General features: G+C 59.3%; 24 protein-coding genes. 10 read left to right on the top strand and 14 right to left on the bottom strand.

Features of this window, described 5'->3' with window-relative positions:
- Positions 1-14 precede the first annotated feature (14 nt).
- From TSA66_RS25560 to TSA66_RS12425, 7 genes are all read right to left on the bottom strand, one after another.
- The gene (locus tag TSA66_RS25560) at positions 15-3317 is read right to left on the bottom strand and encodes a PAS domain S-box protein (RefSeq protein ID WP_084199566.1); all 3303 of its coding nucleotides are present in this window, start codon (positions 3315-3317) and stop codon (positions 15-17) included.
- A gap of 153 nt (positions 3318-3470) precedes the next feature.
- Positions 3471-4307 (bottom strand): OmpA family protein, encoded by an 837-nt coding sequence (locus TSA66_RS12400; RefSeq protein WP_232429461.1) that lies wholly within the window; start codon positions 4305-4307, stop codon positions 3471-3473.
- Between the two features lie 9 nt (positions 4308-4316).
- A complete protein-coding gene (tagF, locus tag TSA66_RS12405) occupies positions 4317-5312 on the bottom strand; it encodes a type VI secretion system-associated protein TagF (protein WP_052452283.1) in 996 nt (331 codons plus the stop codon).
- Positions 5313-5339: 27 nt separating this feature from the next.
- Positions 5340-9059: a type VI secretion system membrane subunit TssM gene (gene tssM, locus TSA66_RS12410; RefSeq protein ID WP_040042518.1), complete on the bottom strand. Its 3720-nt coding sequence runs from the start codon at positions 9057-9059 to the stop codon at positions 5340-5342.
- A gap of 11 nt (positions 9060-9070) precedes the next feature.
- Complete coding sequence (locus tag TSA66_RS12415; RefSeq protein ID WP_040040257.1) at positions 9071-10576, bottom strand: hypothetical protein; 1506 nt, start codon at positions 10574-10576, stop codon at positions 9071-9073.
- 72 nt (positions 10577-10648) lie between these two features.
- On the bottom strand, positions 10649-10918 hold the full coding sequence (locus TSA66_RS12420) for a PAAR domain-containing protein (protein ID WP_040040258.1): 270 nt from the start codon (positions 10916-10918) through the stop codon (positions 10649-10651).
- Between the two features lie 34 nt (positions 10919-10952).
- The gene (locus TSA66_RS12425) at positions 10953-11849 is read right to left on the bottom strand and encodes a M15 family metallopeptidase (RefSeq protein WP_408639504.1); all 897 of its coding nucleotides are present in this window, start codon (positions 11847-11849) and stop codon (positions 10953-10955) included.
- Between the two features lie 110 nt (positions 11850-11959).
- Between TSA66_RS12425 and TSA66_RS25565 the strand changes: the two genes are divergently transcribed.
- Complete coding sequence (locus TSA66_RS25565) at positions 11960-12904, top strand: hypothetical protein (RefSeq protein WP_052452285.1); 945 nt, start codon at positions 11960-11962, stop codon at positions 12902-12904.
- On the opposite strand, the gene TSA66_RS12435 is transcribed toward TSA66_RS25565, so the two are convergent.
- Both TSA66_RS12435 and TSA66_RS12440 read right to left on the bottom strand, forming a co-directional pair.
- Positions 12887-14242, bottom strand: a complete 1356-nt coding sequence (locus tag TSA66_RS12435) for an ATP-binding protein (RefSeq protein WP_332309942.1) — start codon at positions 14240-14242, stop codon at positions 12887-12889. The genes TSA66_RS25565 and TSA66_RS12435 overlap by 18 nt on opposite strands.
- On the bottom strand, positions 14239-14958 hold the full coding sequence (locus TSA66_RS12440; protein ID WP_198358782.1) for a response regulator: 720 nt from the start codon (positions 14956-14958) through the stop codon (positions 14239-14241). The genes TSA66_RS12435 and TSA66_RS12440 overlap by 4 nt, the downstream gene beginning before the upstream one ends.
- A 250-nt stretch (positions 14959-15208) precedes the next feature.
- Between TSA66_RS12440 and TSA66_RS12445 the strand changes: the two genes are divergently transcribed.
- Positions 15209-15688, top strand: coding sequence for a Spy/CpxP family protein refolding chaperone (locus TSA66_RS12445; RefSeq protein ID WP_052452286.1), 480 nt, complete (start codon positions 15209-15211; stop codon positions 15686-15688).
- Between the two features lie 61 nt (positions 15689-15749).
- Here the strand turns inward: TSA66_RS12445 and TSA66_RS12450 are convergent, their stop codons facing one another.
- Positions 15750-17072 carry an NAD(P)/FAD-dependent oxidoreductase gene (locus TSA66_RS12450; protein WP_232429462.1) on the bottom strand — a complete coding sequence of 441 codons (1323 nt, stop codon included), beginning with the start codon at positions 17070-17072 and terminating at the stop codon, positions 15750-15752.
- A gap of 290 nt (positions 17073-17362) precedes the next feature.
- On the opposite strand from TSA66_RS12450, the gene TSA66_RS12455 reads away from it, so the two are divergent.
- Positions 17363-17788 (top strand): universal stress protein, encoded by a 426-nt coding sequence (locus tag TSA66_RS12455; protein WP_040040261.1) that lies wholly within the window; start codon positions 17363-17365, stop codon positions 17786-17788.
- Positions 17789-17840: 52 nt separating this feature from the next.
- A complete protein-coding gene (locus TSA66_RS12460; protein ID WP_040040262.1) occupies positions 17841-18521 on the top strand; it encodes a Crp/Fnr family transcriptional regulator in 681 nt (226 codons plus the stop codon).
- Here TSA66_RS12460 and TSA66_RS12465 read toward each other — a convergent pair whose 3' ends face one another.
- Genes TSA66_RS12465 through TSA66_RS12475 form a run of 3 tightly spaced genes read right to left on the bottom strand, consistent with a single transcriptional unit; the run spans position 18522 to position 20505 of the window.
- A complete protein-coding gene (locus TSA66_RS12465; protein WP_040040263.1) occupies positions 18522-19832 on the bottom strand; it encodes a hypothetical protein in 1311 nt (436 codons plus the stop codon).
- Entirely contained in the window at positions 19832-20062 is a 231-nt protein-coding gene (locus TSA66_RS12470; protein ID WP_040040264.1) for a DUF2249 domain-containing protein, read from the bottom strand. The genes TSA66_RS12465 and TSA66_RS12470 overlap by 1 nt, the downstream gene beginning before the upstream one ends.
- Complete coding sequence (locus tag TSA66_RS12475) at positions 20059-20505, bottom strand: hemerythrin domain-containing protein (RefSeq protein ID WP_040040265.1); 447 nt, start codon at positions 20503-20505, stop codon at positions 20059-20061. The genes TSA66_RS12470 and TSA66_RS12475 overlap by 4 nt, the downstream gene beginning before the upstream one ends.
- 324 nt (positions 20506-20829) lie before the next feature.
- Between TSA66_RS12475 and TSA66_RS12480 the strand changes: the two genes are divergently transcribed.
- Genes TSA66_RS12480 through TSA66_RS12505 form a run of 6 tightly spaced genes read left to right on the top strand, consistent with a single transcriptional unit; the run spans position 20830 to position 25480 of the window.
- Positions 20830-21954 (top strand): NAD(P)H-dependent flavin oxidoreductase, encoded by a 1125-nt coding sequence (locus TSA66_RS12480; protein ID WP_084199986.1) that lies wholly within the window; start codon positions 20830-20832, stop codon positions 21952-21954.
- A 35-nt stretch (positions 21955-21989) separates the two neighbouring features.
- Positions 21990-23021 carry a ubiquinone anaerobic biosynthesis protein UbiU gene (gene ubiU, locus TSA66_RS12485; RefSeq protein ID WP_052452287.1) on the top strand — a complete coding sequence of 344 codons (1032 nt, stop codon included), beginning with the start codon at positions 21990-21992 and terminating at the stop codon, positions 23019-23021.
- A gap of 10 nt (positions 23022-23031) precedes the next feature.
- Positions 23032-23928 carry a ubiquinone anaerobic biosynthesis protein UbiV gene (gene ubiV / locus TSA66_RS12490; protein WP_198358784.1) on the top strand — a complete coding sequence of 299 codons (897 nt, stop codon included), beginning with the start codon at positions 23032-23034 and terminating at the stop codon, positions 23926-23928.
- Positions 23929-23933: 5 nt separating this feature from the next.
- Complete coding sequence (gene trhA / locus TSA66_RS12495; RefSeq protein WP_040040267.1) at positions 23934-24551, top strand: PAQR family membrane homeostasis protein TrhA; 618 nt, start codon at positions 23934-23936, stop codon at positions 24549-24551.
- A 34-nt stretch (positions 24552-24585) separates the two neighbouring features.
- Positions 24586-25065: a ubiquinone anaerobic biosynthesis accessory factor UbiT gene (ubiT, locus tag TSA66_RS12500; protein ID WP_040040268.1), complete on the top strand. Its 480-nt coding sequence runs from the start codon at positions 24586-24588 to the stop codon at positions 25063-25065.
- Positions 25066-25084: 19 nt separating this feature from the next.
- Complete coding sequence (locus tag TSA66_RS12505; RefSeq protein WP_052452288.1) at positions 25085-25480, top strand: putative zinc-binding protein; 396 nt, start codon at positions 25085-25087, stop codon at positions 25478-25480.
- Positions 25481-25606: 126 nt separating this feature from the next.
- Here the strand turns inward: TSA66_RS12505 and TSA66_RS12510 are convergent, their stop codons facing one another.
- Entirely contained in the window at positions 25607-26290 is a 684-nt protein-coding gene (locus tag TSA66_RS12510) for an anaerobic ribonucleoside-triphosphate reductase activating protein (RefSeq protein ID WP_232429568.1), read from the bottom strand.
- Positions 26291-26312: the final 22 nt, after the last annotated feature.

Consider the following 26312-nt stretch of genomic DNA (forward strand, 5'->3'; position numbering starts at 1 on the left):
AGGGCGGTGCGCCGTCAGGCGCTGAGCAGTCCGGATGTCCGGGTCGTGCCGCCGGACATCAGCAGAGATCCGCATTCATCCGCTGGCACGGGCGGAGAAAACAGGAAACCTTGTACTTCATCGCAGTGCTGGCTGACCAGGAAGTCCAGTTGTTCCTGGGTCTCGATTCCTTCCGCGACGATTTCCATGCCGAGCGAATGGCCCATGGCGATAATCGCTGCGGTGATCGCCCGATCGTCGGCATCTTCGGGTATGCCGTGGATGAACGCGCGGTCGATTTTCAGGATATCGACCGGCAGCTGTTTCAGAGATAGCAGCGACGAATATCCAGTACCGAAATCGTCGACTGCAATGCGAAATCCCATGCTCTTCAATTCCTTGAGGGCAGCGGCAATTTCCGGTTGTGTTTGCAGCGCAGTCTCGGTGACTTCAATATCGATTGCGTAGCCATTCATGGGGGGATAGCGTTCGAGCACCTTGCAAAAATCGCTGACGAAGTTGGGGCGCTTGATCTGGCGCGCCGATAAATTGATCGCCAGGCGGACCGGGGGAATGCCTGCATTGCGCCATTTCTGGATCTGTGCGCAGGCGCTGTCGAGCACCCAGTCCCCGAGAAGCTCGATGAGATTGCTTTCTTCCGCTATCGGTATGAAGCGATTGGGTGGCTGCATGCCATCGTGTGAGGAGTTCCATCGGAGAAGGGCTTCGACGCCGATGAAGCGCCCGCTCGGCAGGCTGATCTGTGGCTGAAAGAAAAGCACCAGCTCATTTTGATGGATCGCGTTGCGCAATCCACGGTCGATCGCAAGCACTTCATTGGCCCGTTGGGTCATGGATGGCGTGTAGAACTCGTAGCAGTTTCTGCCCTTGTCCTTGGCGGCGTACAAAGCGATATCGGCAGACTTGTACAGCGTCTCCTTGTCGGTGGCATCGTCAGGAAAGACACTGATGCCAACGCTGGTCGAAGTCGTCAGAAAATGGTTCGAAATCTGGATGGGAGCGGCAATGGCCTTGATGATTTTTCGCGCCAGCGATGCCGCATCTTCCATGCGCCCCAATTCACTCATGATAATCGCGAATTCGTCGCCGCCCAGCCTGGCGACGGTGTCTTCGCCGCGCATGCTGTTCTTCAGACGCACGGCAATTTCTCCGAGCAGCAGATCGCCGGCATCATGGCCAAGCGTGTCGTTGATCAGCTTGAAGCGGTCGAGGTCAAGAAGCAGCAATCCGACCGTTGTTTTATGGCGCCGACTGTATTGAAGGGCATGATCGAGGCGGTCATTGAACAACAGCCGATTCGGCAATCCGGTCAGGCTGTCGTGGTAAGCCAGGCGAACCAGCTGTTCTTCGGTGTCCTTGATGGTCGTGATATCGGAGAATACCGATATGTAATCGGTGACCTTGCCCGACTCATCCTTGACTGCGGTGATGTTCTGCCATGTTGGGAAAAGTTCGCCGGATTTGCGGCGATCCCAAATCTCGCCTTGCCAGTTCCCATTTTGCTCGAGTGTTTTCCACAGCTTTTCGTAAAATTCATTGCTTTGCCGCTCGGACTTCAGTAGTCGCGGATTCTTGCCGATGACTTCCTCGGGGCGATAGCCGGTAATGTCGGAAAACGCGCGATTGGCGGCGATAATCGTCCCGTTGCCATCCGTGATGATGATCGCCTCCTTGGTATGTTCGAATACGGTGGCGGCGCGCCGCAACTCCTTTTGCGCTTCGACTACCTTCGTGATGTCGAATACTGTAGTACGGCTTATGACGAAATTGCCGTGGGCGTCGTAAAGTGCAGAGGCATTAAGCAGGATCGGCATGATACTGCCGTCCTTGCGCACCATTTCCAGTTCGATATTGTTCAGTTGCCCTTTTTCGATAAACTCGGGAAATCTCTGCTGATAGATGGCTTTGCTGTTCGAGGTCTGCAAGTCGGTCATGCGCATCTTCCCGACCACTTCCTCTCTGGCGTAGCCAAGCCACTTCAGCTCCGTATTATTCATCTTCACGACAATCATGTTACGGTCCACCGAGTGATACCCGCATGGCGCGTTTTCATAGAGGTCGTTGATCTCTGCAGCATGCCTTTCCAGCTCCTGCTGAATCCGCTTGCGCTCGCTGACGTCCCGTACCAGAGCCAGCCATCGCCCGTCCGGCAGGAACCGCGCACTGATTTCGGTAGCGAGATATGAACCGTCCTTGCGCAGGAGTTTCCATTCGTCGACAGTGACGCGCTCGACGTTTTGTTGCAAAAATTCCTTTGCTTCCCTCAGGCGCACGATGTCGACATTCGGTATCAGCTCCGTTATGTGCTTGCCGATCAGTTCATCGCGGCTATATCCAAGCATGCGGCATGCATTGATGTTGACATCGATGTATTGTCCATCCTGGTTGGCGATAAAGATGCCGTCCGATGCATTGTCGAATAGTTGCCGGAAGCGTTGTTCGCTTTCCTCCAGAGCGTGCTCGGCATCGCGGCGCAGCGTGATGTCCTGCACCATGCCAATCAAGGCCTGCGGCTTGCCTTTGCTGTCGCGGCGATAAATTTCACCATTTGCCGCTACCAGCCGCACGCTTCCGTCAGGTAGCAGCAGCCGATATTCGATTTGATACGGCTTTTGCTCGAGGATGGCGAGCTGCAGCGCCTGCTCGACGGCTGCCCGGTCGTCAGGAAAAATTCTGTTGAAAATGGAAGCCAGCGGGATTGGTTCATCAGATGGAGGAAATGCAAACATTTCCAGCACTTCGTGCGAGCAGCTGACACGGTTGGTCTTGATGTTCCATTTCCAGGAGCCGATCGGGGAAATGATGTCGGCCTTGACGAGATTGGCGGCGATGCGCCGTAGAGATTCCTGTAGCGTCCTGCGTTCGCTGATGTTTTCGAGCGCGGCCAGCATGCAGTTTTGATTACCGTCGCCACAGGGCGCGACGGATAGATTGAGATTCAACCAGACGATGGATCCATCTTTTCGGAGATATCGTTTTTCACCGCGAAGTGCTGGAATCTCTCCTTGAAGCAATTGTTCGACCAGAAGCCGATCCTGTTCCTGGTCATCAGGGTGCGTCAGGTCGAGATAGGTCTTGTGCACCAGCTCTTCATGTGTATAGCCGAGCAGTTCGCAAAAAGGGTGATTGGCATCCAGGAATTTTCCATCTACCCCGATCTGCGCCAGGCCGACGCTAGCGTGCTCGAAGATGGATTGGTAGCGACGCTCGCTCCTGCGCAAGGCATCTTCCACCTGTTTACTGCGTGCAAGTTCCTTTTTCAGGTGCCTTACTTCCGCAGTTAGCACATCGATGCGCCGTTGTAATGAATTTGCCATGAGATGTCGCGTTATCTCGGTTAACAATATGTTTGACCGTTCAACAACACGGAGGTGCAAATGCTGTCATTAACGCAACGCAAAACAAACGGCATATAGAGCCAAGACCATCCATCCGGGTATGCCGGAGGCCGACCTTGGGACCCTCGGCGCTTACTGGCTGACGCGAAACTCGATGCGGCGATTGCGGCGGCGTCCTTCCTCTGTCGTATTGGGTACAACCGGCTGGTCCGCTCCCATGCCGCTGGTGGCGATCGATACAGGTGCAATCCCTTTTGCCACGAGATACGTCTTGACGGAATCCGCCCGAGCGCGCGACAGGGCGAGATTGCGCGTACCCAGCCCAACGTTGTCGGTGTGACCAATGACTTCCACCTTTTGCGGATTGGTTTTTTTCAGGACATCGGCCATTTCATCGAGGATGGCCTTGCCCGAATCGGTAATGAGCGCACTGCCAGCCTCGAATTCGATCACGCGGCTGCCCAGCACCCGGTCCAGTGCTGCCTGGGTTGCCGCCGAAATGCGCAATCCGTTCTTGACGACGTAGCTCGGGGTGAGCGCCCCGGCAAGGTCGCTCGCAATCGCTTGCCGAACTGCTTCGCTGCCGACTTCTCCGCGCAGCGCCACGCTTGTTCCTTCGACGACAAGCTGTCCCTTACTGATCGATTTCAGGTTCTGCGTCATCAGCCTGGGAACCTGAACTTCCCAGTTCGACGGAGCGACCACGCCGCCGACACTGATCTGGTCGACGACCTTGCCGGCGCCGTACAACTCCTGCAACCGCCCTAGCAGCGCAGCCTTCGTCGCCTCATCCGGCACGGCGCCGGAGATGACGATACTTCCCGGTTGTGTCCCGGGCGGATCGGGTTGGGCATGAAGTGGGGCGCATGGGAGCGCTGCCGCGCAGATTGTCGCAGCGGCAAGCGCCGCGCGCAGGAGCTTGGAGTGGATCGTCATTTCAATGTGGTTCAGTCGGAAGGTGGCGTGCATATGTGGCCCTTATCCGGAAAACGCCTGGCGGAAGCTATGCACCAGCTGGTTCAGCGTCAGCTCGCCATGGTCGAGATAGCTCGACAGTTTGTAGGTGGCTGGATCTTGGGCCGCGTACTGTTCAACCCAGTTGGACTGGGAAACGTCGATGAAAAATTCCTGCGCCGCAGCGTGTTCGAACAGGGCGTGAAAGACAGATGGCGTATTGCCGTTGAAAGTCAGGATCAGCGTCGGCCGGCCGGCGCGCCGGCAGGTGAACACGCCCAGCTCGAAATCGGCTCGCGGCAGGAAAGTGCAGATCAGGTCGAGCCACCATGCCTTGACCAGCGGCTCGAGGCCGGGGTCGCCGGGCAGTGGCATGAGCACGCCCCGTTGCGGCGCGACTGCGTAATTGGCGAGCACCGGTTGCAGCAGATAACCGATGGCGAGAACCATCTGGCGCAGAGTTGCGTCGGTATTGTCCAGCGCCAGGGCATTGGACAGTGCCGCCAGATTGGTCGCTTCCAGGAAATCCACGTAGCCGGCACGGCATCGGTTCTGGTCGGCGTCGGCATGCAGCGCAAAATCGCCGAGCGCGGACAGCATCTCGGCGGCGTCGTGAGTGGTCGAGGCATGATGCGACAGGGCGCGCTGGTGATTGGCGTGGCGCTCCATCACGAGGGGGCTCAGCGGCAGGAACGTCAGCGCTTCCTCGACCTCGAACAGGGTGGCGGCAATAAATGGAAACCGCCGCGCAGATGCATCGCTGCTCGGAATCAACACACCGCTTATAGCGTGCTTCCTGCGTGTACCGGTGAACAGGAAATCGATCGGGCCAGCTGCGTCGTAGCTGTTCTTCCAGTCGGGATTGGCGATCAGCAGTTCCATGCCTTGCGCCACCCAATTGTCAATGAGGGCGATGACCTTGGCGCCGGAAGCACTTTTGACAAAATCGCCGCGCGAAGCAATTTTTCCGAAGTAGATGGAACTGGAATTGCGCGGTTGTATTGCCGAGATTGCGACCATGATGTGGCTCGTTACTCTATGAGGCTGTCAGATTGCGGTGCCGACGACGGCCGCGGGCAACTGCAAGCCGAGCAGGTTGTTTTCCGTCCCGCCTTGGCTGCCACCACGCGCATCGCTGATCAGCCGGAAGTTGACGCTTACCGTATAGCCGCCGTTGGTCCATGCCATCGTGAACAAGCCGTTGTCGCGGCGCGTGCGTTGCGCCGAGCTGATGAGCTTTTCCAGGCCGAACTGGCCGGGGAAATCCGCGATGTCGATGGACTTGCCGTCGGCCCTCAGCGCGCTGATCCGGGCGCCGGGCTGGCCTTGGGACGAGGGCCAGCTGAAATTGCTCCATTCCTGCTGGCCATTACGGTAGCGCAGGTTCTGGCCGTCGATCTCGATGGTGTATTCAGTTAGGCCCGGCGTGGGAAGTGGCAGCAGCTGGAAGCTGGTCCGAGGTTGGCTTTGCGCTGTTGCCCCGGTGCCGGTGCCGAGCGGCGCAACAAAGCGCGTCAGGTTGGCTGCAAACACGGGATTCAGATGCACACCCATATCTGCCCATGTACGTGCGGACAGCGTGTCGCCGCGCCGCACTACCAGCGGTCCCATGCTGTTCTGAACAAATTTTGCTATCGCGCCGTCCGGTCCGAATACCTGCGAAATTTCCGATGTGGTTGCCTCTACGCGCGATGCTGCGGCAAACGGGTATTTGGTTCCGAGCGATTTGCCGAACGGCTCATGCACTTGCGCTGCCCAGATACGGTTCAATTCCTGCTCGGCCGGGGCCACGATCACGCCGAACGCCTGTATCAGCGGACGTAACAGCAGCGGGCGGATGACGGCACGTTCGGAGTCCGGCATGCCGGTCAACATGCTTTCGTCGACATATTTGAGCGCGTCCGATAGTTCGGAATTATTACCGTCCAGCGTGGCCTGCATCAGCTGCCTGCTGCCCGGACCGGGATCGCCCGCGTTCTTGATCTGGTTGAAGCGCGTGCGTACCTTCGAGAGCTGGGCCAGGTAGCCGTTCATCAGCGATGCATCATTGTTCTCACCACGTCCTGCAGCCAGGCTGGCGATGGCGGAGAACTCCCTGCCGATCATGCCCAGCTGTGGCTCGCCGATCTTGCCAGCAGTGAGGTTCACGCTGAGCTGGGCTGGCGCCTGCCGCAGCACTGTCGTGCGAAACCAGTCAACCATGCCGCGCTGGGCGCTTTGCAGCCTCCGGCTGGCGAGCGAAGGATTGTCCCATGAGGTTTCCTTGTACAGCGTTTGCATCAGCGTATTGAGCGGCGACGTCAACGGGTCGCCGAGCCGGTTCATGCTGGCAGCGGCCGCGTCGAAATCCTGGAACTCGGCAATGGTGATGCCTTGCATGAATTTCTTCCATTCGCCGATGTATTCCGACTTGTACATGTGGGTTAGGTCCTGGCGGATCTGCTCCGGGCTGCCTTCGAGCGACAGGTCGTCGCGCACCGTGGTCTTGAGCACCCAATCGGCGCTTTGCAGTTCTCCCGTGCTGGCTTCCTGAATTGCGCGTTCGATGTACTGCTCCCATGCGGCACGGGTAAAAGCGCCCGGAATCGCATGGCTTCCTGCGATTAGTCCCTTGTTTTGCTCCCCGACTACTGCGGCCACCGTTACCGCCGGAAAGCGTGTGGAGGCGCGCATCTTGATTTCGCTGTAGACGCGTTCGCGCGCCGGAGTACCTTTGACGGCGAGTCTTAGCGTGTCGCGAGTCTGGTCGACCAGCGCCAGCTTGTTTTCAATCAGGGGAAAGTCGGGTTCCTGCGCCTGCGCCAGGTAGAAACCGATCAGCTTTTCAGCATGGCGGATTACCTGCTCGCGCGGCGCATTGCCGCGATTGGCTTCGAGCCAGCCGCGCCAGAAACGGGTGATCTGGTCTCCCAGATGGCTGCCGTCGATCCGATCCCGATTGGCCAGCATGAGGTAGGTCTTCAATGCGTTGTAGGCGTCTTCCGGATTAGCCGGCGAGAGATCTTTGTACGGGGATGACGCGGTGCGCCCGGATGCAGCGCTATCTGTCTCCGGGCCTTGCGGCGCGCGTGCCGCAGCCTGCAAATTGCCGGAGTTGGCATTGACCTCGGCCAGGAATGTCTCGAGATTGGCTGTGGCCGGTTCCAGCATCACCTGCCGCAATCCCTTGAAGTACTCGGAGCGCAGCTTGTTCTCGATCCGCTCACCCTGGAACAGGCCGAAGCCGAGCGCTAGCGGTTTGTCCGCGCGGTAGCGCTGCAATTGTTCCAGCCTGTCCTGCAGGATCGCCAAGGCTTCCAGGCGGGTCGCGAGGTCAGTACCCGCCTGCTGGATTTTTACCGCCTTTTCCATGTCGGCGTGCACGTTTGCCACGTATTGACGGTTGCTGACGAAGGACCAGCTCCAGCCGCCGAACAATAGCCCCAGAGCCAGAACCGCACCGTAAAAGCCGAACTGGCGTAGCAGCAGCTTGTTGCGGCTGGCGTATTGCCGCACGAGGTTGCGGTCGGCGAAGATCACAGAGGAAAACAGGTTTTTGAGGAAGAAACCCATGTTCGAGCTCACGCTCGCCGCCATCCTGCGCCCGGCGGATAGCCCGAACTGCTGGACCAGGCGTTCTCCGGTGGCGTGCGTGGCCACACCTTCCTGGATCGCGCTGGTGAAATAGAAACCGCGGAACACCGGCTTGAACTGGAATGGGTTTTCTTCAAATAGCGTCGCAATGAACATGCGCAGGTGCGGCCTGATTCCGGCGAATTCCATTGGAAAGGTCAGCACGCCAGGGCCGGCCGGCTGGCCGCGGTTGAGCGACATGCGGGTGGTGCCGAGTTCCTTGATGCCTTCGGTCAGTGTGTCGAAATGCTGATCGAACAGTGCCACCGCGTTGGCCTTGCCATCCATGTCATAGGACAGTGTGGCTCCCCACACGCGGCTGCGTTCTTCGGCATCGGAATCCTCGAAGAAGTCGACGAAGCCGGCGATCAGGTCGACCTTGGTGAACATGACGTACACCGGCACGAACAGCTCAAGACGCTCGGTCAGCTCCTGTACCCGCTGGCGCAACTGTTTTGCCAGATTGATCGTGGCCTCGGGGCGGTTGCCGGTCAGCTCCGCGATGCTGGCGACGATAACGATGCCGTTGATCGGTGCCTTGGGCCGGTATTTTTTCAGCAGGTCGAGAAAGCCAAGCCATTCGCTGCGATCCTCTTCGTGCACCGCATAGCGTCCGGCTGTATCGAGCAGGATGCCTTCGGTAGTGAAGAACCAGTCGCAATTGCGCGTGCCGCCTATGCCTTGGATGGCTTGGCCACCCTTGTCGGAGAACGGAAAATTCAAGCCCGAATTCACTACCGCCGTACTTTTCCCTGCGGCCGGGTTGCCGATCACGATGTACCACGGCATTTCATAAAGGGCGGCCTTGCCGCTGGTTTGCCCAAGCTTGGAGCCCTTGATGGTCCGGATTGCATCGAGCAGGCGCTTGCGGAGGATATCCACTTCCTGTTTCTTATCTGCGGAGGCAGCCTTGACCGCCTTTTCCGCCTGGTCCTGGAACATTTGTTCCATTGATCCGGCAGATTGCCGTTTGCGCTGCCATAGCACGAACCAAGCGCCGAGCCACAGGACGCAAGCGAGCCCGAGGGCGAGAAACCTCCAATGGACGGCGATGTGGAGTGACGAGCCGGCCAGATAGATAGCGGCAAGCGCGAACAGCAGGCCGATTGCCGAGAGGGTGCGCACGTCTTTGAAGAATTCGATAATCCGGTTCATTGGGCAGTCCGTTAAACAGCGGTGGCGTTAATCTGGTGGCGTCCGGTTTCCACGGAAGGGACCAGCACGGCGGCGGTCCGGTTGACAGCGTGGTCAAGGTTAAGCACGAGGACAGGGGATGATGTGTCGGTGACGTGCTGCACGCCCGCTGCCAGGGTCGCAAGACCCGACGCGGCACCGAGGTGCCCGCATGATTCGCTGACGGCGAAGCGGCTCTGAATCGCGTCGAGGTGAGGCGTGTGTCGCGCCATGGTGCCGATGCATTCCAGAATGCGGCTGGGGCGGTGATCGGTATCGCATACCACCATGCCGACTTGGTCCGGTGCGAGGCCGGACCTCGCCAGCGCATCATGGGCAGCCAGATCCAACGCAGTGTGGGAGGGCTTGCCTGGCGCATCGGCCGAGTGGTCTCGCATGCTGGAGGATGCGCCGGCCAGGAGGCAGGCGGCAGGCACAGACAATGCATCAAGCCCCGCAGCGTTCGCGCACAGAATGCCGAATGCGCCTTCTCCTGCCATCAGGCCGTTTGGGCAGCTTGTCCCGAACAGGCTCGCGTTAGATTGCCAGTTGGCCAGCACGTCAGGGCATAGCATGGAGTCGCATGCCAGCAGGAGCAGTGCTTGTGGATCGCGTTCGTCCCGGGATTTCAGACTGAAGCGCTCCAGTTCAGCAATTGCCGATGCATCGTCTTGCTCCGTCACTAGTTCGACCTGCAGATTCCCGTCCGGGGACAGCGGTAATCGCTGCGTAAGATAATCCAGCGCCAGTTGCCATTCATGCGGGGAGAATGCATCCGGTATCATCAGCCGGACGAGAATCCGGAACTGTTTGATATGGCCGCTGGTATCGGGCGTACCGCGCAACGTTGCACCGCTTTCATCTTGGCCAATGCTATTCCGTACGGTCGCCGCGGCAAGCGCATCGCTATCGCGTTCAATCTGGCCGATCAACAGTTCGAGCAGCGCGAGTGTGCGGACGAAAGCGGCGCGCCAGCCGGATGGCGCGCTGAGATGGCAGGCAGCGTCGGCTCGTGCCAGCCAACGTTCAACGCCGACGGTATCGAGCCCCGCAACTCGGCTAGTCAGAACCGGAAAGCCGTCATCGTCTGTCAATTCCGGGTCCGGTCGCGGACGGGTGCGCCGTTCGGCGAGCATGCGTGTCAACGTGCCGGCGTCCATCGCCGCATGGGCCACAGCCCAAGCATTCAGGATAGGAAGCGCCGGGGCCGGCTGTACATTGGGCAGGCTCGGCTGCGTCATCAGATTCTCTGGCATCGCCTGGCGTGCCAGAGCATCTTGCACCCGGACTTTACGCCGCTTCAGGATAAGCATGGCGGGCAACAGAACGCATGGCAGTACGCCAAGCCAAAGGGCAATGTTCCATCCGGTGACATTCCGTTGCGTGGCCTGCCACCAATAAATGATGGTGCCCCATGTCAGAGCGATCAGGATGATCGAAATAAATATCGACTTTCTGAGCGTGCGCGACTTGCCTGTCGAAACAGCGGTTTGGGACATCAGAGGATTTGACGGACGATGGTTGGTTTGGCGAGGTGAAGCTGTTTCGGCATCGAAAGGGGGAGCTGCGGCTTATTCGCTACCTGTCGAGAATTGGCCGGAAATCAGCACTGCGCCGCAGGCAGTTACATCTCCGTGACGGGCGACAGGGCTGCCATCGATGACGACTGTCGGATCACCACTGACAATGACTGTGGTCCCGCCATGGCCTTTGCGCGGACAGGTTACCTGGTCACCGATGCGGGCAATGCGCCTGCCGTTCGCATCGGTGGTCGTGGCGCCGCCGACAACAGTGCCGCCGTGGTCTGTCACATCGCCAGTCATGATGAATGGTCTTGCCATATCTTTTCTTTAATCTTTATTATCTTTAAGTCAATTAATTCCATGGTAGCGAATAATTGTATTTAAGACAATAATATTGTTTGTTTTGCAATTTTGCGGGCTTTCTAAGTTCGACATGCCCATAATCCATCATGTGCCAGCGTCCGCCCCATACGAGTCCGGCGGTCTCGGCAAACTTGCCGTACAGTCGATAGCCTTCCATTACCCATGGATCACGTTCCGAAATCACGATCTTGCCGTTTCGAAAAAAGGCGCTATCAGCGGCAAGCCCGTATTGGTGGTAACTCTGGTAGGCTCCGGCACTCGTGACCTGAGGGCCGAGTTGCGCCAATTGCGACTGTCGTCCCGGGCTCCGGTAACCCTCGATAAGCGCCATCTGGTATCCATGGTTCTCCATTAATTTAAATACGGTCAACAGCCGCTGGCGGAACTCACTGTCGAGTAAAGTCCAGTCGCGGCTGGCATTGGCAATGTGCGGGCGAATCAGATCGAGCTCTTTGGCAAGAAACATGTCGGGAGGCAGTGCCGGTGGCGGCACCAACTGCTCGCCACGCAGTAATGCGGTAACTACGGGATCGGCCTGGACTCTTGCGTCGGGATAGTTTTCCCTTTCGGATTGCGGCGATAAAACGAGAGCAATCAGAGCTGGCAAGGCCAGCAGGCCCAGCGTAACAACCGTGATGAACGGACGATGGAGGATGCCTTGCAACGTAGCCATAATGGCCGTTGTCATGCGCTGTTGGACACGCCAACTTCCAATAGCAATGCAGTGAATCTGCAATGAGAGCCGGTTTTGTAGCGATACGAATCTGCAGCTGATCCGCCTGCGCCAAGCCTGCCGCCTTTCAGCCTGCATTACCTGCCATCCTCCGGCTACGCAGATGCCTCCATACAACAGCGCCACCAAGAGAAAGAAGGTCGTTTCATTCACAGTCAATATTCCGCCAAAATCATTGTCAAAAAAACAAATGCAAATGTTATTATAAAAACAATTTTGGATGGGCGGGTCAGGACGAAGATTGTTTTTGTGACAGGCGAGGAATGAAAGCGAAAACCACGATCAATACCGAAAAGAACACGGCGGACAGGCCATCGCTCTACAGCTTCAACAGCCGAGAACGGAATTCGGGTGAAATCTTCAGCATTCTTGATGCATTGGAGCCGCGCGTGCGCAAGAGTGCGATATGGTGGCGCGCTGCGTTGGTAGGGCTGGTTGGTGTGCTGGCCGGTTCCTTGTACCTTGTGGGCCGCGACATCGATGTCTACCACCAGTTGTCGCCAGCTGCATCCAATGAAACAGTGCTCGGGCGTACCGTGCTCAAGCGGGAGCCGCCCGAGCTGCTGCCGGTTTCAGCGGCAGCGTCGGCAGGCGCCGCGAGCACTGCCATGATAGTCGTCGAAGAGCCCTTGCATCAGGCCGTACCGCAGGCGGCGGACGACAATCCGTCGACTGCCGTTGATGAGCCCGCTGCTGACAGCCCCGGCGTCACGCTTGCATCTGCCCAGGTTGCGAAGGCGGTTGCGCCTGAGAGTGCCGGCACTGTGCATTCTGAAGCGGCGCAGACGGGGACGACGGCAAAAAAGCGGGAGAGCAGGTCGGCGCCACGCAACGTGGTCGCGGCAAAAGCCGAGCCGGATCCGCACAAGGGCAAGGACAGCGACGTTGATCTGATCGCAGCACTGGTGGCGCATGTATCGCACGGGGATGCTGACCACAAGGAAAGCAAAAGAAATGTGGGCAAGGCCGCTGTCGAGGCACGCATGGCCAGCGGGGGGGCGAAGCGCGAGCGCCGCATCGACAGCGCTCGGGATATTGTCGTGCGCAATGACGGAGACTCAACCGAGGCGCTGGTCGCGCGATGCCGTGCACTTGGCTTGATCGAGGGGGAATTGTGCCGGTTGCGCATCTGTTCAGGCCTGTGGGGGCGCGATCCTTCTTGTCCGGGCACGCCATCGTCCGAGGTGCAGTCAAGCACGGACAGGTAATCTGACTGTCACTTCCAGTCCGCCTTCCGAAGCGTTACTCAGTCGGATCGTTCCACCGTGCTGTTCGACGATGTTTCGCGCAATCGTCAATCCGAGGCCAGTTCCTCCCGTGTCGCGCGAGCGTGAATTTTCCAGCCGATAGAACGGATCGAACACCTTCTCCAGTTCGGCCTCCGGAATGCCGGGGCCGCTGTCCCTGATGCGTATCACCGCAAGACCTCCTTCGCGCACCGCGCTCACCTGAGCAGAGTGACCGTACTTCACGGCATTGTCGATCAGGTTAGTCAGGCAGCGGCGCAATGCTGTCGGGCGTGCAAGCACAGAAGCCGTGGTCGTGCCGGTTGCCGTCACGGGCTGCCCGGCATCCGCGGCGTCGGCGCAGACGCTGTCGATCAGCGAATCCAGATCCAGCGGCTGCATCGCCTCCGCCAAGTCCATGCTGCGTGCCAGGTCCAGACCCTCGCGCACCATGTCTTGCATCGCCGACAAATCGCTGATCAGCTTGGCGCGCAGCTCGGTGTCATCCACCTTTTCCAACCGCAGGCGCAAGCGCGTGAGCGGTGTCTGCAAATCGTGCGTGATGGCGGCCAGTATGTGCGCGCGTTGCCGGATATGGTGCCGGATGCGCGATTGCATGGCATTGAATGCCGCCGCCGCTTGCCGGATTTCGGTCGCGCCGCGTTCTGGCAGGGCCGGGCGGTCGATATTGTTGCCCAGTTCGGTGGCTGCCTGGGCCAACTGCTTGAGAGGGCGCATCGTCATGCGCGCGACGATCGCGGCGAGGGCCGATACGCTGAGCACGAACAGGATGCCGTAATCGAGAAAATCGGGCGGCGGCGCGAACGATGGCGGGCGCGGCGGCACAACGGTCAACCTGACCCGGGCACCGTCCTGCAGCGTCACCAGCAGCGCTTCACAGGCTGCGCGGAAATCGTGCTGCCTTCTCTGAAATGGGCGACCAGGGCGGCTCGGTGGCGTGCAGTCGGTGCTTCTGGGAAGTGCGGAAGCCACTTCGTGGCCCGGGAGCAGTCGTTGTTCGAGTCGCTGCGCAAGTTCGGATTGCGGCCTGATGTCATCTCCCGATTCTGCCAGTTGCGCCTGGATGCCGATACCGGAGGCGGCAGAAAGATAGGAGGCGCGCAGGTCGGGCGAGACGGTTTCCAGGGAAAGGATGAACTGGGCGACACGTTCGACGGCATGAAAGTCGCGGAACTGCCCAATCATGCGTTGCCGCTCGCCGAATGCGAGGAACAGGCTCAGCAGTGCGCTGACGACGACGCCGGATACCAGGATCAGAATGATCCGGCTTGTCATCGACTGGAAGACGGACTTCATCATTCCTTGTCCACCTGGGTGGCAAGGACATAGCCCTCGTTGCGGACGGTCTTGATGATTTGTGGCGAACGCGCGTCCTCGCCCAGCTTCTGGCGCAGACGACTGATCTGCAGATCGATCGAGCGGTCGAACGGGTCTGCGTCGCGGCCTTGCGTCAGGTTGAGGAGGTGGTCGCGGCTCAGAACGCGGTTGGCATGTTCAAGGAAAATTTTCAGCAGGCGGAACTCGGCGCCCGACAGTGCCACCACGACGCCTTCCGGGTTGACCAGGTGGCGCGCCGTGAAATCCATGGTCCAGCCGGCGAAGCGCACCTGGCGCGGTTCGTCATGCTCCAGGTGCGGCGGCAGCGCCTGGGTGCGCCGCAGTACGCTGCGGATGCGCGCGAACAGTTCGCGCGGCTCGAACGGCTTCGGCACATAATCGTCGGCGCCCATTTCCAGACCAAGAATCCGGTCGACTGGCTCGCCGCGCGCAGTGAGCATGATGACCGGGATATTGGAGCGGGTGCGCAGGTTGCGGCACAGCGTGAGTCCGTCGTCGCCAGGTAAATTGAGGTCGAGCACGATCAGGTCGACGCGCGCTTCGTCGAGCGTCCTCCACATGGCCTTGCCGTCGCTGGCAGTCAGCGTACGATAGCCGTTTTTTTCCAGATACTCGGCTAGCAGCGAGCTGATCTCGCGGTCGTCGTCGACGATCAGGATGTGAGCGGGGTTTTCCATAGACGCAATTATGGCGATTTGAGGGTTGGCGGACGTAGCGGAATTGTATCGTGCTGTTTCTTTCGCTGCGCCTGATACAGCGCGATACAAATCGGCCGCCGCCGGTTACATGCGCGTACAACATGCTGATATGCGGACATCGATGCGTTACATCTGCAGGGCATGATGGGAGCCGTGCAAGGAGCTGCTTCGGCACACGTTGAACCGGCCTCCGACGAGGCGGTCTTGTAACTCGATATAAGGAAAGACGATGACATCATTTCGCAAACATCTGTTGATTGGCATGACTGCACTCAGCCTGGGCATCGGTTCAGTAGCGTCGCTGGCGCAGACGCCCGCAGGTGGCCCCATGGGCGGAGCGGGCGCCATGGGCGACCATGGCAAGTTCGGGGAGCGCATGAAGGAACACATGGCCAAGCGCGCAGCGGAATTGCATGACAAGCTCAAATTGAATCCGACTCAGGAAAAAGCGTGGAACGCCTACATGGACAAAGTGAAGCCGGGCGAGCTGCCGGCGCGCCCGGATCGGGCGGAACTGGACAAGCTGACCGCGCCGGAGAGAATGGAGCGCAGGCTGGCGCACATGAAAGACGCAGAGAAGCGCATGGAGCAGCATGTCGCCGCAACCAAGGAGTTTTACGCGGTGCTGACGCCGGAACAGAAGAAGATCTTCGATGAAGAGTTCCGCCATGGCGCCGGCAGGCACTGGCAGGGCGGCCCGCGCCGCTGATGTCATCCTGCTGAGTTTTCGGCAGCGATGGCGGTCCGGGACTCGGCGCCCGGGCCGCCGTTCAATGCAGCTTGATGCGCGGCCGTGTCAGATCGATCGTTTCGGCCAGCGTGCCGAGTATGGTATGAAACAAGCCGTTGACCGTGATCTGATGCTGCTTGTGCAGCGTCCAGTACATCCATTTGGCGATTGTGCCCTCGATGAATACCGAGCCGCGCGCGATCGAGCCCATCAGGCTTCCCACTGCGCTGTAATCTCCGAGAGACACCAGCGAGCCGCGATCCCGGTAGGTAAATTCCAGCAGCGGCTTTCCCTCCAGCATTCTTACAAACGACTTGGCCAGCATCTTCGCCTCCTGATGCGCTGATTGTGCGCGGGGCGGCACGGTGCTTTTGCCGTCATCACGCGGACAGGCGGCGCAGTCGCCCATGGCGAAAACTGACGAATCGCGCGTGGTCTGCAGGGTGCGCTGCACCACCAGCTGATTGATGCGGTTTGTTTCCAGGCCGTCGAGGTTCTTCATGAAATCGGGGACCTTGATGCCGGCGGCCCATACGACGATATCGCTCGGTATGAACTTGCCGCTGGCCATTTTCACGCCTTCCTGCGTGACTTCCGTCACTCGCTCGTTGGTATGGGTTTCGATGTGTAGGCCGTGCAGTTCATGCGTCACGGCATTCGAGAGCCGTTCCGGCAGTACGTTCAGCAGGCGAGGCGAGGCTTCCACGATGACGATACGGATATCCTTCTCAGGATCGAAATTCGCCAGGCCATAGCTGGAAATGGCCTTTGCCGTCATGTGCAGTTCCGCAGACAGCTCCACGCCGGTGGCGCCGCCGCCGATGATGGTGACGGTGAAGTGTTCCCCGTTTGGCCGAGGTCTGGCCTGCGCTCGCAGACAGGAGTTGATCAGGCGCTGGTGAAAGCGCTCGGCTGCATCCGGGGAGTCGAGCATGATGCTGCGTTCGCGCACCCCCGGCGTGCCGAAGTCGTTGGTCTGACTCCCGATGGCGATGACCAGCGTGTCATAACCGATGGCTTGCCGCGGCAGGATTTCCTGGCCGTCTTCGTCGTAGGTCGGCGCTAGGTAAACTTCCTTCTTTTCGCGGTTCAGGCCGTCCATGCGGCCCAGGCGAAACCTGAAATGGTAGTCGCGCGCCAGCGCAAGATACTCGATTTCATCGACATGGCTGTCCATGGTCCCGGCCGCCACCTGATGCAGCAGCGGCTTCCATAAATGGGTTCGGGCGGCGTCCACCAGGGTGATTGTCGCCTTGCCTTTTTTGCCGAGTTTCTTGCCGAGGCAGACCGCGAGTTCCAGTCCGCCCGCGCCACCGCCGATTACCGTAATACGGTGTGGCGTGGCATTCGAGAGCTGGCTCAAATTGAACTCCATGTTATAAAACTGGTTAAAAATAGCAGTGATACGGCGTTGGACTGGACACTCTTGCAAAAATTGCAGCATCTATGGCGGTCGCTTCGAAATTTCGGGGCGACTTGTCCATTGCTCGCTGTTGGACCGTGGGTGACGTAAACGTCAATCTGGAGCCAGTTGATCCATGTCAAACAAATCGCCTATTCCGTTTGTTAAATTGGCGCCGGCATCATTCACGACTATCGCAGCGTGTAGCGCCAGTTCGCGCGAACACCTTCAACAATCCTCAGGGACACGGCATGAAAATTCTTATCGCAGTAGACGGGTCGCCCTATACTGCCAAGGCAATCAAGCATGTGGTTGCGCATCTCGACTGGTTCCGCGGGGAGCCGGAACTGCATCTGCTTCATGTCAAATTGCCAATTCCGCCGGGCCGTTCACGTGCTTTCCTGGGCGAGGAAGCGATCAAGCGCTACTATGACGAGGAAGCGCGTGATGCGCTGACCTCCGCGGAAAAACTTCTGCGCAAGCATGAGCTTCCCTATGTGGCGAGCTACAAGGTGGGCGAGGTGGCCGAGGAGATTCGCGACTATGCGAAGAAGCACAAGATCGACATGATCGTGATGGGATCGCATGGACATGGTGCGCTCCAGAATCTGGTGATGGGCTCGATCGCGACTAAAGTCTTGGCATGCACCAGCGTGCCGGTACTGATCGTGCGTTAAGCGGCCACCTCCGCATATTCATGAACAAGCAAATCACGATCCAGGAACAGCTATGAGCATCGGAAAAATCAAGGTTCAGGATTTCCTGGCACGGCTTCCGTTGTTCAATGACGTCGACCCGGAAGAGCTCGACCATATTGCGGAATCGACTACCGAACTGCATGTGCCGCGCGGCCAGCAGATATTCCGGCGCGGCGACCCCTGTGTCGGCTTCCATACGGTGGTGTACGGACAGGTCAAGCTGTCCTTCGTCTCGCCCGGCGGAAGCGAAAAGGTAGTCGAGATTATCGGCCCCGGCCACAGCTTCGGTGAAGCCCTGATGTTTATGGAAAAGCCGTATATCGTGTCGGCGCATGCGCTGGCCGATTCGCTGCTGCTGCATGTGGCGAAATCTGCGGTGTTCGATGAACTGCAGCGGGACCCGAAATTCGCGCGCAAGATGCTGGCGGGATTGAGCCGGCGCCTGCACGGATTGATCTGCGACGTGGAAGCTTATTCACTGCGCTCCGGGGCGCAACGAGTTATCGGCTATCTGCTGAAGGAAGAAACGCCGGCCGACGGCGACCAGATTCGCCTGGAGGTCAGCAAGAACGTGCTGGCTTCGCGCCTGAACCTGACGCCGGAACACTTTTCCCGCATCCTGCATGAACTAGCCAACGAGGGGCTGATCGGCGTCGATGGACGCAACATCACTATCTTCGATATCGAACGACTGCGCAATTACGGCGGCTGACTATGCGGGTGTGGGCGTGGCGGCCGCCCGGGTTAGAAAACGCCGGTAGATGCGCGCTGTCGTCATCAGGTTAAACCCCAGCCAGCAGGAAGAGATGCCGAACGCGATTGCTGCCACATGTGTCAGGTACTCCGGCCAGATCGCGCTCGCGACCAGTAGCAAGAGCGCGGCGACGTGGGCGCGGAACTGGCTTTCAGCCACGCCGTCAGGGAGTATTTGTTTGACGTTCGGCGCTTTCGTGCATCCCCCGGTTAGCTGGTTCTGCAGGTGATACCACACCAGGAACGGCACAATTTTGTACAGCATGCCATTGATGACGGAGTAGGCGAATCCAACGATGAACAAGATTCCGAGCAGGAAGGGGAAGGCGCGCGACAATGCAAATTGCGGTAGCAACTCGCCAACGATCCACAGTGCCATGCACGTCAGCAGGCTGAGCAGCGAAGTGCGCCAGAACAAGGTAGTAGGATCTGGCTTGGGGCGCTTCCTGTGCCACAGCAGGTAGAGCGTGGTGACACCGAATACGGCAAAACCGCCATACAGCAATTCGGACGATAGCGCGTTCAGCAGCGTGTGCCGCCCTTCGGACAAGGTCGCAATTACCGACCAGATCCCAAGCGACGCGAACAGTACGCGACTCAGCCAGCGCGTCACGCTCTGTGGATAGACCGGGGTCACCTGGAACATCGGAACGACCTGGTAAGCCACGCCGATGATCAGCAAGCCCACCCAGCCCAGCAGCCCCCATGCGACATGCAGTCGGACTACGCGCTGCAGCGGGACCGGCAGCTGCCAGGCAAAGAGGCTGGCAGCAGACGCGCCGAGCACGACCGCGATGGCGAGCGCGGCAAGCGCGAAGCGAATCGCGGTAATCATGTCGCTGCGCCCTGGAGCGCGCCACAAACCGTATGCGCAAACGAAGAGCAATATGCCGAATGCGCTGAGCAGCAACGGTACGGCGATTTGGAACAGGGGCACCAGGCCGAGCAGGAAGCCGAGCGCCAGTGCGGCGGCGCCGGCCGTCAGGCAGGCGTGTATGACTGCGGCGGTGGTCTGTGGACGGGGAATATTGATTCCGGCGACAACCGACAATATCTGAAGCAAGGCGCCGCTCATGGCGCTGGCAAGAAAGCCGAGCGTCAGCAGGTGGGTCAGCGCCAGCGCGGCGGGCGACCAGCGCGTGGCAAGTGCCTCAGGGCCGTACCAGAGAAGAATGGCCGCTGCGGCGACAGCAAATAGTGGCGCAGTGAGAAAGAATCTGAGCGGCACCGTCAGGGCCGGGGTTTGCTCGAACGACAATACGCGTTGCATTACTTTTGCCAGATCAGTATTTCATACAGGTGATCATCGCGGCACTGGGTGCGGTAGGCATAACCGTTATTGCCAAGTATGCGGTATAGCGGAATCGGTTCGCGGTGGATCAGGACGCGCAGGCGCTTGCCGGGCGGCAGAGTCGATAGTGCGTCAAGTATGCGCTCCATCGGCTCGGGCGGTTCCAGCCAGCAGACGTCGAGCGCAATTTCGTCGTCGGGCTGCGTCATGCGGGTGCGTCGATGCTGGTCATCGCGCTGATGATTTCTTCCTGTCGGCCCGACAGTACGCGGTCGGCCATGAGATACAGAATGCTTTCTTCCTTCATGTTGTGCTGCTGCATCATGGTGTTCAGCGTTTCGGAATGACCGAGGTAACTCTCGGCATCGCGTGCAGCCAACGCATCGCGCATCAGGGCCACGATGGAACGTAGTTGCTGATGCTCCATGCGCATGACCGCAGTCGGGCCGGCGCTGCTGCCGGTCGCCTGCTCAAACTCCGGGAACATGACTTTTTCTTCCATCGTGAAGTGGCGCTCCAGCGCCTCGGTGAACTGTGCCAGGCTGACCTCGGCTTGCTCCCAGGCGCCGTTGCTGACGTTTGTTTCCGCCTGAATGAAAAAATCATCGCAACGGGTGTGATCGCTACCGAGGTAGCTCGAGATGGCGTTCATGTATCTTGCCTTTCCTGATTGATTGCTGGGAATTGTCACACCCCGGAGTCCCGTGAATCCTTGATGCAAGTTAAGGTTTGCCGGGCAAGCTCTGAATTACATTGGCTTCGAACACAGGAGGATGCCGGAAGATCCATGGCAATTCGAGACGATAGAAATGAAATAGCGTCAAGTCCGGAATAATTGATTCAAATCAATCAAATTGCGCGCCTCGTTTGTTACATTCGCACGTCTCATACCATCTGAAGGACCGCTGTGCTGCAGACCGCATTTCAACATCTCAAAATCAAAGGCAAGCATCTGTTGCCTATCGTGCAAGGTGGTATGGGGGTAGGGGTGTCTGCACACCGTCTCGCTGGTAGTGTAGCCAGTCTGGGCGGCGTCGGTACTATTTCCAGCGTCGACTTGCGTCGTCATCATGCGGACCTGATGGCACAGAGCGGCAAGTCGCGCGACCGCGCATTGATCGACCGCGTCAACCTGATCGCACTGGATCGCGAAATCAAGGCTGCTAAGGCGATTGCTTCCGGCGCGGGCGTGGTTGCAGTCAATATCATGCGCGCAGTTTCCGAATACGCGAACTACGTGAAGCAGGCATGCGCCAGCGGCGCGGAGGCAGTGGTGTGCGGCGCGGGTTTGCCGCTTGACCTGCCGGAGCTGACTGCCGATCACCCGAACATCGCTATCATCCCGATCCTTTCGGACGTACGCGGCATCGCGCTGATCCTGAAAAAATGGATGCGCAAGAACCGCTTGCCGGATGCAATCGTGATTGAAAATCCGCGTTATGCGGCCGGACACCTGGGCGCCGCGCGCCCGGAAGACGTGAATAATCCGAATTTTGCTTTCCCGGCCGTGCTGGACGGTACGCGCGAATTGTTCAAGGAACTCAACATCGAGCGCGAGAACATTCCCTTGATTACCGCCGGCGGCATCCATACGCATGAGCAGGTGCGCGAGCTGATCGGCATGGGTGCCGACGCCGTCCAGTTGGGTACGGCGTTCGCCGTGACTGAAGAAGGCGACGCGCACATCAACTTCAAGCGGGTGCTGGCCGAGGCCAGGCCGGAAGACATCGTGACCTTTATGAGCGTGGCAGGATTGCCGGCGCGCGGTGTGAAAACGGAATGGCTCGCGAATTACCTCGAAAAGGAAGCGAAGCTGCAAAGTAAGGCCAAGCAGAAGCCATGCGAGGTCGGTTTCGACTGCCTGCAGCAATGCGGCCTGCGTGACGGCATCGCCAAGTCCGGCCAATTCTGTATTGATACCCGCCTGGCATTCGCGATGAATGGTGATGTCAAGCGTGGCCTGTTCTTCCGTGGCTCGGAAAAACTGCCGTTCGGCAGCGAGATCCGTTCCGTGCGCGAACTGATCGAGTATCTGCTCAACGGTGTGCTTCCGGCCAAGCGCGAGCAAGGCGCCGGCTTCGCGCAGGTCGTGCCGGTATAAGCCAGCGATGAGCCACTCCCAGACTGATCATTTTTTTGAAGAAAGCCGCCGTGCCGCAGTCCGAACCATCCATTGAACTAGTCTGTCCCGCTGGCAGCCTGCCGGCGCTCAAAACCGCCGTAGACAATGGCGCCGATTGCGTCTATCTCGGTTATCGCGATGCCACCAATGCTCGCAATTTCGCCGGATTGAATTTCGACGAAGGCGCCATCGAAGAGGGCATCCGTTATGCGCACGATCGCGGCCGCAAGGTCTTGCTGGCGCTGAATACCTATCCGCAAGCAGAAAACTGGGCGCCGTGGCGTGCTGCGGTCGACCGTGCGGCCCAGGCTGGCATCAATGCCATCATCCTGGCCGATCCGGCGCTGATGAAATATGCCGCCGAGCGTTACCCGTCGCTGCGACTGCATTTGTCGGTGCAGGGCTCGGCGACCAATTTCGAGGCAATTAACTTTTATCATCAGCGCTTCGGCATTCAGCGCGCGGTGCTGCCGCGCGTGCTGTCGCTGGAACAGGTGGAGTACGTCACCCAGAACACGCCGGTGGAAATCGAAGTGTTTGGTTTCGGCAGCCTGTGCGTGATGGTGGAAGGCCGCTGCGCGCTGTCGTCCTATGTGACGGGAGAGGCGCCGAATACTCACGGTGTGTGTTCGCCCGCCAAGGCCGTGCGCTGGCAGCAGACCCCCAAGGGGCTGGAGTCGCGCCTGAACGGCGTGCTAATCGACCGTTACGAAGACGGCGAGAACGCCGGCTACCCGACGCTGTGCAAGGGGCGTTTCGACGTCAACGACGAGAATTACTACGCGATCGAGGAACCGACCAGCCTCAATACGCTGGAATTGCTGCCGCAGTTGGCGGCAATGGGTGTGCGGGCGATCAAGATCGAAGGCCGCCAGCGTAGCCCTGCGTACGTGGGGCAGGTAACCAAGGTATGGCGCGAAGCGATCGACAATTGTCTGGCCAGCGCGCAGCGTTATTCGGTCAAGCCGGCCTGGATGACGGAACTGAACAAGGTGGCGGAAGGGCAGCAGCACACGCTGGGTGCTTATAACCGGCCGTGGAAATAGGAAGTACAAGATGACACTGAAGCTCGCCTTAGGCCCCGTTCTATATTTCTGGCCGCGCGACCGGATGTTTGAGTTTTACCAGGAAATCGCGAACTCGCCGGTGGACATCGTCTATCTCGGCGAAGCAGTTTGCTCGCGCCGGCGCGAGTTGCGACTTTCCGATTGGTTCGACATTGCCGACCTGCTCGTCGCGTCGGGCAAGGAAGTGGTACTGTCGACCCAAGCCCTGCTGGAGTCGAAGACCGACATCGGCACACTTCATCGCATTACCGAAAACGGACGCTTCATGGTCGAGGCGAACGACATGGGTGCGGTACACTGCGTGGCGGGAAAGGTGCCTTTCGTGGCCGGCCCGCACCTGAACATCTTCAACCCGCCAACACTGGAGTTCATGGCGGAAACCGGTGCCAAGCGCTGGGTGATGCCGCTTGAAATGTCCGGCGAGAGCCTGAAGCATATGCAGCAGGCGCGTCCTGCCGGCATGGAAACCGAAGTGTTTGCGTATGGCCGTATGCCGCTTGCGTTCTCGGCACGTTGCTTTACGGCGCGCCATCGCAACCTGCCGAAGGACGACTGCCGGTTTACGTGCATGGAGTTCCCCGACGGCCTGGCGCTGAAGACCAAGGAGGGGCAGCATTTCCTCACGCTTAACGGCATCCAGACGCAGTCGGCCCTGGTGTATAACCTGATCCATGAGCTGGGCGCGATGCGCGAACTGGGGGTGGACGTGGTTCGCATCAGTCCGCAGTCGCAGCAGACCGACCGGATCATCGCATTGTTCCGGGACGTGCTGGACAACAAGACCAGCGCCCAGGAGGCGATGCGGCAGATGGAGCCGCTGATGCCGGACCAGCCCTGCAACGGGTACTGGCATGGCAAGCCGGGCCTGGACCGCATGGTGGCATAAATACAATGTACTACGGCGAACGGTTCAACAGCATCAGCCACCTGATCGGCGCGCTGTTCGCCGCAGCGGGTGCAATTGTGTTGATCTTCGTCGCCGCGCAGCTTGGGGATCCCTGGAAGATCGTCAGCTTCAGCATTTACGGCGCCATGCTGATCACGTTGTATGTCACCTCGACGCTTTATCACAGCGTGCGCGGACACGCCAAGGATGTCATGCGCAAGCTGGACCATTGCGCGATCTATCTGCTTATTGCCGGCAGCTATACTCCCTTCACGCTGGTATCGCTGCGCGGACCGTGGGGCTGGTCACTGTTCGGTACGATCTGGGGGCTGGCGCTATTGGGCGTGGTCCAGGAGCTGTGGCTGGCAAGGGGCGCGCGCATCTTGTCACTGGTGATCTACGTGCTGATGGGGTGGCTGGCGCTGGTCGCGATTGTCCCGCTTATTTCGGCGCTTAGCTGGGACGGCTTTGTCTGGCTGGCGGCCGGCGGCCTGTTCTATACGGTCGGGATCATCTTCTATGCGACCGATGAAAAGCTGCGTCACGGCCACGGCGTATGGCATCTGTTCGTATTGGGCGGCAGCGCCACCCACTATTTTACTGTGCTGTTCTATGTCGCGTGATCGCGCATGAAAATGTTTTAACGAGGGCTTTTCCATGAATCAAAACCGCTTTCTGTTGCCCGAGCCGGTAGGCAAGCTGTTGTCGCTGCTGCCGGTCTTTCCGGGTTCGCTGCTGTTCGCCACGGGCTTGAACCTGGCGCTGAAAGGCAATTTGCCGGAAGACGTGCGTCAAACCCTGAATGGCAAAAAGCTGCGCATCAAGGTCAGCGATGCGTGCCTGTCTTTCGACTTCCAGTGGAATGGCAGCCGCTTCGCTGCCGTTCAGCCGGTGGGCGAGCCGGACCTGACGATCTGCGCTAGTGCTCATGACTTCCTGCTGCTGGCGCGCCGCCAGGAGGATCCGGATACCTTGTTCTTCAGCCGCCGTCTGCTGATGGAAGGCGATACTGAATTGGGTTTGCTGGTAAAGAACACGCTCGATGCGATCGATCTGCCGGTATTCGAGTTGGGGCGCCTGGCGCCGGCCCGCGTGCTGGGTCGCATTATTCCTGGCGCCGGCCGCAGTCAGTCCTGAACGGCGCGGAGGGCCGAGCATGCCGTCCAAGGACCCGCATTTTCCCCTGGTGTACTCATGCTCCGGATGTTCCAGCGTCGCGCAGATGGCAAACCATGTCGCAGTGCAGCTGGATCGTCGCGGAATCGCCGAAATGTCGTGCATCGCCGGTGTAGGTGGCGATGTGCCGCATCTGCTCAAAATTGCCCGTTCCGGCCGCCCCATCATTGCGCTGGACGGCTGTCCCCTGGCGTGCACCAAAAGCACCCTGGCCCGGCATGACATCGTGCCGGATCACTATCATCAGTTCAACGACTACGGCGTGAAGAAGCGCTATCACACCGACTTCGATGTACAGGACGCGGAAAAAATCATCGAGAAGGTCGCCGCCTCGCTTGATGTAGCAACTGCCGCGTTCGGGTCCACCGCCAAATAAGGCGCGCCGAAGGCACCGCAACACTGGGCTGTGCCGGTGCTGCTCAGTTCATTTCAATCGAAGTCTTCCGAAGGAAAGAGGCAGAAATGGCAGCAGGGCGCATTGCAATGCGCCCTGCTGCTGCGCCTATGCGCGACGCAACGTAAATTGAGGAAAGAGGAGTGACAGCTTGTGCTCCAGCTCTGCGCGCGGATAGCCGGCCATTGCAGTGGCATTGAGCGTCCTGTCTTTGCATCCTTGGGACCGGAACACCTGCAGCGCATAATTGGCCACGCCCATGCCGGCAAGCTCGCGTGCCAGTTGTTCAATTCTGTCTTCCGGCAGCAGCGTCGGGTGTGCCGTGGTGCGCACTTCGTATTTGACACCCGAAGCAAGTACGGCTGCCAGCGATGCGCGCGCCGGGGCGCCGCTGTCAGATACGCCGGTAACGCTCTCGTACTCGTCGAAGGGCGCCTTGACGTCGATGCCGACCCAGTCAACCAGCGGCAGCACTTCCTCTAGTTGCCGCGGATAGGCGCCGCCGGTATGCAAGCCCACTTCGAAGCCGAGCTTGCGTACATCGCGCATGGCTTCGCCAAGGCCGGGATCGAGGGTTGGTTCGCCGCCGGAAAATACCACGCCATCAATCAGCCCAACGCGCTTTCGCAGCAGGCCGAGTACGCGCGACCATTGCAGCGGGCTCTTGTGCGGACGAGGCTGCAGATGCGGATTGTGGCAGTAGCCGCAGCGCCATGCGCAGCCTTGCGCGAACACGACTGCGGCCAGCTTGCCGGGAAAGTCGGTCGCGGTGAACGGCGTGATGCCGCCCACCTTCAGCAAGCGCTGCGCCGGC

Origin of the sequence: Noviherbaspirillum autotrophicum, from assembly GCF_000818395.1 — a bacterium.
In the GTDB taxonomy this organism is placed as follows: Bacteria; Pseudomonadota; Gammaproteobacteria; order Burkholderiales; family Burkholderiaceae_D; genus Noviherbaspirillum; species Noviherbaspirillum autotrophicum.